Origin of the sequence: Alkalibacterium sp. f15 (assembly GCF_049389645.1) — a bacterium.
Lineage (GTDB): Bacteria > Bacillota > Bacilli > Lactobacillales > Carnobacteriaceae_A > Alkalibacterium.
Genome location: NZ_CP186540.1, coordinates 1,109,996 through 1,122,189 on the forward strand (window position 1 = coordinate 1,109,996; position 12,194 = coordinate 1,122,189).

Below are 12,194 nucleotides of genomic sequence, written 5' to 3' on the forward strand. Positions count from 1 at the left end.
CTGGTGAATGTATTTTTTTTAGTCGATTTACACTAAGCTGTTTCTACTGGATCAATTCTTTTCCTAATCGGTCAATAGTTAATTGCATCGATACCGTGAATTTTTCATTCTGCTGGATATCAAAAATAGTCCAAGCTTGTTTATAAGCAATTAAAGCATCTTCTTTTTGTTCTAATTTTTCCAGACAATATCCTTTATAGTATAAAAAATCTCCTAAGAGAAACAATGTCTTCTGTTCTACAACCAAATCCAGCCCCTGAAAAACTATACTTAGGCATTCACCATATTTATCTTGTCGCGCAAGACAAATAGAATAATTCAACATCAGCTTGGCTTTTTTCTCATGATTCATCCATTCAGAAAACATATCAAAGCCTTTATGATAATACTGTTCTGCTAGGTCATATTCTTCTTTTTTTAAGTACTGATTACCGATACTATCAATTATTTCAACACGTAATTCTCCATTTTTCATTTCTTTTTCCAGACGAATCAAGTAGTTTAATGCTTTATCATTGTCCCCGTCACGATAATCAAACAACAAACCTTTAACCCATTCAAAGAACAATCTGTCTTCTCCAATAGCTTGCTGGATAAGCTCTTCGTTTGAATCAATTAGATAAGATACGGAATCGTATTCTCTTCGCTCCAAATGTTGTCGCACTAACTTGCTTAATTGAGTGGTCTTAGAATACCGACTCTCGATTGAATCTTCCCCGTAAAAATAATGCAGTGAAACTTCTAGTCTTTCAGCTAATTTTTCCATTAATTCTCTACTAGGTCTCACTTTTCTCTTCTCAATTCGACTAATCATCGCTTGCGTACAAATACCTTCTGCAAGGTCAGATTGAGTCATTTTTATTTCTCTTCTTCTGTTCTTTATTTTCTCCCCAATTTTCATTCGCAAAGCCCTCTCATTATATTACCATTATAATATCAGTTATATTAAATCATTATACATAAGTAGGAAGCTTATTTCTACAACTTTCATGACTAATCTTCACTTTACTCTTATTTATAATAAAAAAGACTAAAGATGGTGATCTTTAGTCTTTTGCGAGTGTTCTCATATATTTTTAATTTTTCCAGGTCGCAACAAGTACTTCATTCATGCATTTTAAACGTCTCATAATATGAAACGCCTTCTACAACTTTAGGAAGTATTCCTTTTATGGCATTAACCTTGTTTTTCGGATTTTCGGGATATTGAGAGAGGCAACCAGACGGTAAAACGTGTGCCTTTTTCAACTTCGCTTTCCACCTCAATCCGTCCATTATTGTTTTCAACCAGCCATTTAACGATCGATAAACCAAGTCCTGTCCCTCCGACATTTCGACTTCTACCTTTATCGACACGATAGAAACGCTCAAATATTCTACTGACTTGGTCTTTAGGTATGCCTATTCCCGAGTCAATGATTGATAACTGCAGTTCATTATCAAGCGTATCGATATCGATCGTCACTTTCCCTTTTTCTGGCGTGTAAGCAACAGCATTGCCTAATAGGTTGATGATGATTTGTTTTAGATGGTCAGGATTTATTTCTATTTCAACATTATCTATATTATTGATATTGATATGAATTTGCTTCAAATCGATTTTTTGGCTTAGGATTTTGATGACTTCATCAACGGTTTCTTTTACATGGATTTTTTCTTTTATCCCACTAACTTTTCTTTGTTCTAGTTTGGACAATTGTAAAATATCATTGACCATGGCATCTAGCCGGCTGGATTCTTTATAAATGATTTCCAAAAATTCGACCAATACATCTTCGTCGTGCAAAGCACCGTCCAGCAGAGTTTCGCTGAATCCCTTAACGGCAGTGATCGGCGTACGCAATTCATGCGACACATTAGCTACAAAATCGGTGCGCACCTTTTCAAGTCTTCTTATTTCAGTGATATCATACAGCAGAACAATAAAATTAAGCGTTTCTAAAGATTGATTGAAAATCGGGACCACATGGACATCCACTATTTTCTCTTCTGGATAATATATTTGAATTTCTTTGTTCTGAACAACTTGTTCTTCATATGCTTTTTCTATTATGGCAATCAATTCAGAACTATGCAGACTCTCATAGAATGGTTTTCCTTGTTTGCTATTCATATCCTCCCCGAGCAGTTCATTCATTATTGGATTGACCATATTGATGGTTTTATCTCTTTCAACCACCATCACGCCAATAACCAGATGATTCACCAGTTCTTTGAGTTTCAATTCATTTTCTTTGATTTCTCCCATTTGATTGTATAAATTAACGGCCAATTTATTTATGGAGTTACCCAGTTCATCTATTTCCTTGTATGAACCCGGGTGATATCTAACGGAATAATCTTGAAAAGACAGGACATCAGCTATATTTTTAATGTTTTCAATGGGTGCAGTTATTTTTTCCGCCCAATAGCGTATGAACAAGACAGCGACAAAAATAGATAGCACAATAAAGACTAATAAGGCGGTCATTAATTCATCCGTCACACCGACTACCTCTTCAGCACTTTTAGATAGCCTGATAAATCCTACAAGCGTGTCTTCATCCGTGCGAATCGGAGCAGCACTATAGTAAAAAACGTCTCCCGTACTTTCGCTAACGCGATAATACGTTCCGATTTCCTGCCCTTCGATGATCTGCTCTATTTCCGGTCTATCCAAATGATTCTCAATTGTATCTAAGGATGCATGCGAATCATATAAAACCTCACCGGTTAAATCAATGAACGTTATCCTCTCATTGATGTTACTTGCTGCAGATGTTAATTGAGTCACAAGTCTTTCCCTATTTTCAACAGTTGCGATATCGCTCTCTAGTTGACTTTCCAGCGTCAGCAATTGAACAGACAACGCTTCTTCTTGTTGTTCGATGGCTTGTTTTTCAATGACCGAAGACACCATATAAATAAAAAGAACAGAAAAAGAAAGGAGAATAAGTGTAAAGATAAAAATCATTCTCGATTGAATTTTTTTCATTTAGGTACCTCTAATTTGTAACCGAATCCCCTAGCCGTTTTTATATAATATGGTTTTTTAGGATTTTCTTCGATTTTGTCTCTCAAGTGACTGATATGCACATCGACGATCCGGGTTTCACCAGTAAAATCGTAGTCCCATATAGCCAGCAAGAGCTGTTCGCGACTTAAGATCCGATTCTTATTTTCTGCCAAATAAAGCAGCAGCTCAAACTCTTTAGGTGTAAAGTCCACTTTTTTTTCTTTGACATACACTTCGAAGTTTTCAGGATAGATGACGATATCATCGAATTTAATGACTTTTTCAATTGTTTCAGGCAGTGGCTCATGCTTACTATTTTTCTCGACTCTACGTATGATTGCTTTAATTCTCGCAATCACTTCACGTGGACTGAACGGTTTCGTAATATAATCGTCGGCCCCTATTTCCAACCCAACGATTTTATCAATCTCAGAGTCTTTTGCCGTCAACATGATGATGGGTGTATCGACTTTTTCTCCTCTTAATTCTTTACATATCTCCATGCCATCCTTAGAGGGTAACATCAGATCGAGTAATATTATCGCATACTCATTCTCCAGAGCTAGATTTAATCCTTCTTCGCCGTCCATCGCCACTTCGACACTATAGTTCTCTTTTTCTAAATTATATTGAAGTAATTTGACTATCGATAGCTCATCTTCTATTATCAACACTTTTTTCATAGATATCCTCCATTAGTTTGTATCGTATAAGGCAAGTATTTATCATTTCAAATCTTTTGTATTATGTATCGAGTGAAATACCTATTTGTTATTTAAAGCAATAATAAGCTAAAATGCTCAAGGATTCAACTAGTATAAGGAATTCACAGAACGATTCTCAGCACGGACAGCACTGTGTTAAAAAACGCCGAAGAAATATTTACACAATCTTTACATTGTATTTTCATAAAATCAACGTTGGTCGTTTATTATAAATGTATGGACAGGCGATGTTCAACTAAAAAAAAAAGAGGGATTTAATTATGAAAATGAATAGACTAGCTAAAATAGGTACCTCATTAAGTGTAGCACTTCTCTTGGCAGCATGTGGGAATGAACCGACTGATGAAAATGACACTGGAACAAATGGCGACACTTCTGATGGAGAAACTTCCGAAGGTCTTTCTGGTTCCGTTCAAGTAGATGGATCATCCACTGTCTTTCCTATTATGGAAGGCGTAGCCGAAGAATTTTCAATCGCAAATCCAGATGCTCGAGCAACCATTGGTGTTTCAGGAACTGGCGGAGGAATGGAAAAATTCATCGCTGGTGAAACAGATATTACAAACGCTTCTCGACCAATGAAAGAAGAAGAAGCTGAAATGCTTGAAGAAGCAGGCGTTGAATACACAGAATTCCAAATCGCACTTGACGGATTATCAGTCGTCGTACACCCCGATAACGATTGGGTAGATTATTTGACTCTTGACGAACTGAAATCCATCTGGTTGGAAGAAAGTACCGTGGAAACATGGGCAGACGTAAGAGAAGGCTGGCCGGATGAAGAAATTCTTTTATTCAGTCCTGGTACAGACTCAGGCACATACGATTATTTCGATGAAATCATCTTAGACGGTGAACAAATCGATAGAGCAGCTACGCTATCTGAAGACGATAACGTACTGGTTAATGGAGTTCAAGGTTCAACAAATGGTTTAGCTTACTTCGGTTATGCCTATTATGCAGAAAACATGGATACCGTTAAAATCGTTCCCATCGAAAATAATGATGGAGAGATCATAACACCTTCAGATGAGACCGTTCAAGACGGCACTTACGAACCATTATCCAGACCGTTATTCATCTATGTAAAACACGAATCTATGAAAGAAAATGAAACGGCTTATGAATTCGCTAAATACACTTTAGAAATGGCTGGAGAAATGGCTACTGAAGTTGGCTATGTGGCACTAGATGATTCCATATACGCAGAGAGCATAGAAACACTTGAAGGTTTAAAATAAATAATTAAAGTAAATGCAGAAAAGATTCAATGATTTGTTATAAATGCAAATAAAAAAACATTTATTTGAAAGATTATATAGGTTAATGTCCAATGTGAATATCTCGTTGGACATTTTGCCTATGTTTAAGGAGTGTTCAATCATGAAATCAACGATACGTGACAGGATTCAGCAGAATAACGCTAAACAGTCCTCCCAAAATATAATTGAAACGATCATGCCCATGTTATTTTTACTCATGGCTTCTATCTCCATTCTTGTAACGGTAGGAATCATCTTTACTCTCTTGAGAGAAACCGTCTTATTTTTTTCTAGGGTTCCTTTTATCGATTTCATAACGGGTACAGAATGGTATCCTTTCTTTGGTAATAATCCCAGTTTTGGTATTTTGCCACTGCTTTCCGGTACGTTTACAATTGCCGCGATTGCAATGGCAGTTGCTGTACCATTTGGTCTGGCAACCGCCATTTATTTAAGTGAATATGCCAGTGAACAAAGAAGTAAAGTATTGAAACCTATTTTAGAAGTATTAGCCGGTGTCCCGACGGTCGTTTATGGTTTGTTTGCTTTAACGTTCGTGACACCTTTGCTGCAAACATTTATGCCTAGTTTACCTATTTTTAATGCCTTAAGTCCAGGAATAGTTGTAGGGATCATGATCATTCCTCAAGTCGCTTCATTATCTCAAGAAGCGATGAATGCTGTTCCTCAGTCCATGCGAGAGGGCGCTCTGGCATTAGGTGCAACACGTTTGGAAGTTGCATTGAAAATCGTCATTCCCGGCTCACTTAGCGGGATCATCTCTTCTCTCGTTTTGGGTCTATCGCGTGCGATCGGCGAAACAATGATCGTAGCTACCGCAGCAGGCTCCACACCAAACTTAGGTTTTACCCCCACCGAATCGATTCAGACGATGACTGCTTATATCGTTCAAGTCAGCCTGGGGGATGCGACGTTTGGCTCGACCATTTATTATAGTATCTATGCAGTAGGAATGACTCTATTCCTCTTCACTTTGATCATGAATTTATTTGCCAATCACATTTCCCGAAAATATAGGGAGGTCTATTAATGAATAATAAAGTTGTTGTACCTGATGAAAAGCAAATTTCGAGAAGAATTACAAGAAATAAACTGGCTCAAGGGATTTTCTTGATGGCCACCCTGTTTGGAATGATCGTACTAGCTACCCTGCTTATCAGAATTTTTTCACAAGGAATCGGCTACCTGAATATAGATTTTTTGACTAATTACGCATCAAGAAGACCTGAAGATGCCGGAGTCAAAGCTGCACTGCTCGGAACTATCTGGGTCATGTCCATAACGATACCTGTTTCACTCATACTAGGTGTGGGGACATCTATTTATTTAGAAGAATATGCACCAAAAAATAAATTTACCCGCTTTATCGAACTGAATATAGCCAACTTAGCTGGCGTTCCTTCCGTTGTGTTTGGTTTACTCGGTCTCACAGTCTTTGTCCGCTTACTCGGAATGGGTAGAAGCATTTTAGCTGGTGGCCTGACCATGTCGCTGCTTATTTTACCCGTCATCGTTGTCGCTTCAAAAGAAGCCATACGGTCGATTCCACAAGAACAGTATGAAGCTGCTTATGCCATGGGCGCAACCAAGTGGCAAATCATTCGGACCGTTGTCCTTCCAGCAGCCACACCCGGAATATTGACTGGAGCGATTCTCGCATTATCTCGAGGTGTCGGAGAAACAGCCTCCCTATTGATGATCGGTGCGATGACCTTTATTGCGTATACGCCAACTTCCGTACTGGATAGCTTTACTATTCTACCTATTCAAATTTTCAGTTGGGCAGGCAGACCGCAGGCATCATTTCAGGCAGTAGCCGCAGCCGGAAGTATTGTCTTACTCATTATTTTAATTGTGATGAATTCGCTGGCAATTGTCATTCGTAATAAATACTCAAAACGTTATTAATGTAGGAGGAAACTAATGAAGAATGAAGAAAGCACTCAGTCTGTCTATTCCGTTAAAAATTTCAACTTGTGGTACGGTGATACACAGGCGTTAAAAGATATCTCAATAGAAATACCCGAAAAACAGGTGGTCGCAATAATCGGACCCTCTGGATGTGGCAAATCAACATTTATTAAAACGCTGAACCGCATGGTAGAGCTCGTACCTTCTGTAAAAATGAAAGGCTCCATTCTTTATAATAATGATGATATTCTTAAATCCGACGCTAAAGTAGAAGCTTTACGTACAGAGGTTGGTATGGTTTTTCAAAAACCAAATCCCTTTCCTAAATCCATCTATGATAATGTCGCTTACGGACCCCGTATCCACGGCATCAAAGATAAGAAAACCTTGGATGAAGTGGTTGAAAGAGGTTTAAAAGGTGCCGCTTTATGGGAAGAAGTAAAAGACAGATTAAGTGAAAATGCTTTTGGACTTTCTGGAGGTCAGCAGCAACGTCTCTGCATCGCCCGAGCTTTAGCAGTCGAACCGGAAGTCATATTAATGGATGAACCGACATCAGCGCTCGATCCGTTATCAACTGCCAAAATAGAAGACTTGATTCATGAACTCAAGAAAGATTATAGCATCATCATCGTCACGCATAATATGCAGCAAGCTGCGCGAATATCAGATAAAACAGCTTTCTTTTTAAATGGAGAAATCATTGAGTTTGGCCCAACAGAAAAAATGTACAGCAATCCGGATGATAAACGAACAGATGACTACATTTCAGGTAAGTTTGGATAAACCATCTGCTTCATTTATAATAAAGTGAAATTCACAAACCGAAAAATAAACTTAAGAGGTGACTAATTTAATGAGAAGAGCATTCGAAGAAGAGTTAAGTAATCTGCATTCACAATTTTACCAAATGGGATTAATGGTATCCGAATCAATCTACCTATCCGTTAAAGGGTTTACGGCTCACGATAAAGGTATCGCTGAAAAAATCGTGGAAAACGACCCCCTTATCAATGAACAACAAGTAAAAATCGAAACAAAATCGATCGAGCTCATTGCCTTACAACAGCCTGTAACAAGCAATCTGCGACACATCATCACGATTATGAAAGCTTGTGCCGATTTAGAGCGTATGGGAGATCATGCCGTTAATATTGCGAAGGCAACGATTCGTGTCAAAGGCAACAAAAGAAATCTGGACATTGAAAATGAGTTAGCTGTAATGGCTGAAAAAGTCAAAAAGATGGTTGAACGTGCTTTAAAAGCATTCATCGAAATGGATGTAGAAGAAGCTAAAAACATAGCCTTAACAGATGACGAAATCGACCAGATCGCTTTTGAATTACACAAAAGAACGATAAATGAGATGAAACTAGATCCTGAAATAGTTCTTGGTGCAACGAATTACATTTTAGTGGCTGGCAACCTCGAGCGCATCGGCGATTATGTAACGAACTTATGCGAATGGATCGTTTATCTTGAAACAGGTAAAATAACTGAATTAAATACCCATAATACGCTTGATAACAACATCTATTAACTTGTTTTGACATCACTTACTCTCTCAGAGTAGATTAGATTGTTACAAAAATAGTACCGGCGAGTAGATCCTACTCAGCGGTACTATTTTTGTATTCAATTATTTTTTATTTGAAATAACATGTATATCTCGTTGTGGAAAAGGTATTTCAATATTGTTTTCAGCAAATTTTTTGAATAGTTTAAACCTCAGATCACTCGGAATGATAAATTCTCTCTCGTCACTTTGAGAGTCGATCCAGAACCAGACCGTAAATTTCAAAGCAGATTCTCCAAATCCTTCAAAAAAGACACGTGGTGTAGGACTTTCGAGGATGTTGGGCCACGATTCTTCTCTCAATTCATATACCGCTTCATGCAATAAGCGTTGAACTAACTCAACATTGCTGCCATATGAAACCCCTACTTCAACCGGTATACGCAGCCGTGTGTCCGTATAAGAACGGTTAACAAATTTTTCTTCTAAAAAATAGGAATTAGGAATGATCATGCGTTCATTCACGCGTGTACGTACAACTGTCGCTCGTATTTTTATCTCCTCAACATCCGCGATCGTACCGTCGATAATGATGCGGTCTCCCACTCTGATTGGACGTTCAAACAAGATAATCAGACCCGAAATAAAATTAGACATGACATTTTGTAAACCGAACCCGATCCCAACACCCAAAACACTGGCAAAGACCGTCAAACTGGTCAGGTTAAAGCCGATAGATGAAAGGGAAATCAGAACAGCCATCGTTATAATCAGATAATGAGAAAAAGTGTTCATCGATGCGCGCAAGCCTCGATCCAGTCCATACTTATCATAAACAGTAGGCAGTATGTATTCGCGAATGGCTTTTGAAAATTTAACAGCCAATATAATCGCAAATAGGACGGCTATAATAAGAAAAATGGTGATCTCGGTGTTCCCAAATACAAATAACGTCTGATAAATGAATGATGTTTCAGAAAAATAGGTGAAAAAATAAATAACTAGAATGAATACAGTGAACCAGTTCACGATCGTCTCAAGAAATAAACGGGTTTTTATTTGATCGACAACTTTTTTCAGAACTGAATGTAAGCTGGCGCGAATAACAAATATCAGAATAAAACCAACGATCGCACCCAGCCAGAAACTGATTTCGTTGTTTCGTAAAAAATCGAAAAAATTATTTAACTGTTCCATAGTATCTTCCTCACTAAGCATAGATTTTATTTCCAGTTTACCAAAATATACAGGAATTGACGACCGGTCTAATATGTTCATCTGAAATCGAGTTGAACTATTATGGAATAAATTCTTATTTCACAACAGCTCAAATAGAATTTCTTATCAATAGTACTATCCTGAACTAAAGAATACAAAACTGACAGCCGTCAGTTTTAACACTTCAGATCACAGAGCAGGTTCGGTAAGTAGCCGTGTATGCGTTGCTCCAATCTACCGAATATTGAGGTGTTCGGTAGATTGGAGCAATACTCGTGAAGCTAATGACCGAACTTGGTCCAACTTCGACACTTTGAGAAAATACTTACTCTTCTAATTACCGAACAACCCTCCATTCGGTAATTAGGAAGGGTTTTGATTTTTCTAATTACCGAACCAGTGGGGACTTCGACACATTGGGGAGTAAAGAGTTGCGCTACTTACCGAAGCTACCACTATTAGGTAGTTAGATAGGTAAAATGAAATCTAACTTACCGAACCTGTCTATAAAACTGGAAAAAATAGCAGTAAAAAATTTAAAAAAACGAGCCCAATCGTTTTTTTTTGACTATTTTCCAATTTATTCAAGGTTTTACTTTAAAGGTATAAAAAAAGGCTGGATATCCAGCCTTTTCCTAATCATATTTAAATTTTACTTACTTTTTGAATATCGCCTTGTTCAACGTAAACCATCAAGATTGAGATATCTGATGGATTAACGCCACTGATACGGCTTGCCTGAGCAATCGTTTCAGGTTGGATTTTAGCCAATTTTTCTCTGGCTTCGGTCGCGATGCCGTTGATCACAGAATAATCGATCCCCTCAGGAATGCGTTTGTTTTCCATTCGCTTGATCTTATCAGCTTTACGAATCGCTTTATCGATGTACCCTTCGTATTGAATATGAATTTCTACCTGTTCTTTCACATCTTTCGGTAATTCTTTTTCCAAAGGTGCAAAAGGAATGATATCTTCATATTTTACATATGGTCGTCTCAAGAAATCATACACAAGGGTCCCGTCTCTAAGTTGCGGCTCACCTTTTGAATCCAAATATTCTTTGACATCACTTGGTTTCAAACGAATCGTTTTTAGTCGCTCCAGTTCTTTTTCAACGAGGTCTTTCTTGGTCAAGAATAGTTCAAAACGCTCTTGAGAAATCAGGCCAATATCGTACCCTTTTTCTGTTACACGGAAATCGGCATTATCGTGACGTAAAAGCAGACGATACTCTGCACGTGACGTTAATAAACGATACGGTTCATTCGTTCCTTTCGTCACTAAGTCATCGATCATGACGCCGATATAGGCTTCGTTACGTTTCAAGACGAGTGGTTCTTCGCCTTTAACTAAACTCGCTGCATTGATTCCGGCCATAAGCCCCTGGCCCCCGGCTTCTTCATAACCAGATGTCCCGTTCATTTGTCCGGCTGTGAACAAACCACTGACGAGTTTGGTTTCCAGTGATGGACGTAATTGATACGGTTTAACCACATCATATTCAATGGCGTAACCCGTTCGCATCATTTGAGCGTTTTCCAAGCCCTCGATGGAACGTAAAACATTCAGTTGGACATCTTCTGGTAAAGAAGACGACAACCCTTGCACGTAAATTTCGTCGGTGTTTGCGCCTTCCGGTTCCAGGAACAATTGGTGTCTCGGTTTGTCACTGAAACGAACGACTTTGTCTTCGATAGACGGGCAATAGCGGGCACCGACGCCTTCAACGATTCCTGTAAACATTGGGGCCCGGTGCAGGTTTTCCCGAATAATTTCATGAGAAATATTGCTTGTGTAGGTTAACCAGCACGAAATTTGTTCATCGAGATAATCATCATCCGATGTTTCAAAGCTGAAATGATGCGGCTCTTTATCGCCTGGTTGTTCTTCGGTCACAGAGTAATCAATCGATTCTTTGTGTATTCGGGGAGGTGTTCCCGTTTTGAAACGGTCGAGTTCGAAACCATGTTTCAATAAACTTTCCGACAGTTTGATACTAGGTTGAGTGTTGTTAGGACCCGAAGAATATTTTAGTTCTCCAATGATGATTTGTCCACGTGAAGACGTTCCGGCAGTCAAGATGACCGCTTTTGCTCTGTAAATAGCTCCCGCATTGGTGACTATCCCTTGAATTTGATCGTCTTCAACGATGATTTCATCCACGATGCCTTGTTTCAAATCTAAATGTTTCGTCCGTTCAATCGTTTTTTTCATTTCGATTGAGTACATATGTTTATCCGCCTGGGCACGCAAAGCGCGTACAGCGGGTCCTTTAGCTGTGTTCAACATACGCATTTGAATATACGTTTTATCGATGTTTCGGCCCATTTCGCCGCCTAAAGCATCGATTTCTCTGACCACGATACCTTTGGCCGGTCCACCAAGTGATGGATTACACGGCATATGGGCGATCATGTCTAAGTTGATCGTCATTAATAAGGTTTCGGCACCCATTCGGGCTGAAGCCAACGCTGCTTCCGAACCGGCATGACCTGCTCCGACAACAATCACATCATAATAACCAGCTTCATAAGTTTGCATAGATT

At 38.7% G+C, this 12,194-nt stretch carries 10 protein-coding genes; 5 read left to right on the plus strand and 5 right to left on the minus strand.

Annotated features, from left to right (window positions below):
- Positions 1 to 43 precede the first annotated feature (43 nt).
- From ACO1PF_RS05455 to ACO1PF_RS05465, 3 genes are all read right to left on the minus strand, one after another.
- Positions 44 to 856, minus strand: coding sequence for a helix-turn-helix domain-containing protein (locus ACO1PF_RS05455; RefSeq protein WP_423190313.1), 813 nt, complete (start codon positions 854 to 856; stop codon positions 44 to 46).
- A gap of 321 nt (positions 857 to 1,177) precedes the next feature.
- Complete coding sequence (gene pnpS, locus ACO1PF_RS05460; RefSeq protein ID WP_423190314.1) at positions 1,178 to 2,974, minus strand: two-component system histidine kinase PnpS; 1,797 nt, start codon at positions 2,972 to 2,974, stop codon at positions 1,178 to 1,180.
- On the minus strand, positions 2,971 to 3,678 hold the full coding sequence (locus ACO1PF_RS05465; RefSeq protein WP_423190315.1) for a response regulator transcription factor: 708 nt from the start codon (positions 3,676 to 3,678) through the stop codon (positions 2,971 to 2,973). Before ACO1PF_RS05465 ends, pnpS begins: the two co-directional genes overlap by 4 nt.
- Before the next feature lie 302 nt (positions 3,679 to 3,980).
- On the opposite strand from ACO1PF_RS05465, the gene ACO1PF_RS05470 reads away from it, so the two are divergent.
- The 5 genes from ACO1PF_RS05470 (at position 3,981) to phoU (ending at position 8,454) form a co-directional block, all read left to right on the plus strand.
- On the plus strand, positions 3,981 to 4,961 hold the full coding sequence (locus ACO1PF_RS05470; RefSeq protein WP_423190316.1) for a PstS family phosphate ABC transporter substrate-binding protein: 981 nt from the start codon (positions 3,981 to 3,983) through the stop codon (positions 4,959 to 4,961).
- A gap of 142 nt (positions 4,962 to 5,103) precedes the next feature.
- Positions 5,104 to 6,033, plus strand: coding sequence for a phosphate ABC transporter permease subunit PstC (pstC, locus tag ACO1PF_RS05475; protein WP_423190317.1), 930 nt, complete (start codon positions 5,104 to 5,106; stop codon positions 6,031 to 6,033).
- The gene (gene pstA, locus ACO1PF_RS05480; protein ID WP_423190318.1) at positions 6,033 to 6,911 is read left to right on the plus strand and encodes a phosphate ABC transporter permease PstA; all 879 of its coding nucleotides are present in this window, start codon (positions 6,033 to 6,035) and stop codon (positions 6,909 to 6,911) included. Before pstC ends, pstA begins: the two co-directional genes overlap by 1 nt.
- A 15-nt stretch (positions 6,912 to 6,926) precedes the next feature.
- Entirely contained in the window at positions 6,927 to 7,700 is a 774-nt protein-coding gene (gene pstB, locus ACO1PF_RS05485) for a phosphate ABC transporter ATP-binding protein PstB (protein WP_423190319.1), read from the plus strand.
- Between the two features lie 70 nt (positions 7,701 to 7,770).
- Positions 7,771 to 8,454 (plus strand): phosphate signaling complex protein PhoU, encoded by a 684-nt coding sequence (gene phoU, locus ACO1PF_RS05490; RefSeq protein WP_423190320.1) that lies wholly within the window; start codon positions 7,771 to 7,773, stop codon positions 8,452 to 8,454.
- A 99-nt stretch (positions 8,455 to 8,553) separates the two neighbouring features.
- Here the strand turns inward: phoU and ACO1PF_RS05495 are convergent, their stop codons facing one another.
- Both ACO1PF_RS05495 and mnmG read right to left on the minus strand, forming a co-directional pair.
- The gene (locus tag ACO1PF_RS05495; RefSeq protein ID WP_423190321.1) at positions 8,554 to 9,627 is read right to left on the minus strand and encodes a mechanosensitive ion channel family protein; all 1,074 of its coding nucleotides are present in this window, start codon (positions 9,625 to 9,627) and stop codon (positions 8,554 to 8,556) included.
- A 666-nt stretch (positions 9,628 to 10,293) separates the two neighbouring features.
- Positions 10,294 to 12,189, minus strand: coding sequence for a tRNA uridine-5-carboxymethylaminomethyl(34) synthesis enzyme MnmG (gene mnmG, locus ACO1PF_RS05500; protein WP_423190322.1), 1,896 nt, complete (start codon positions 12,187 to 12,189; stop codon positions 10,294 to 10,296).
- Between the last annotated feature and the right edge of the window lie 5 nt (positions 12,190 to 12,194).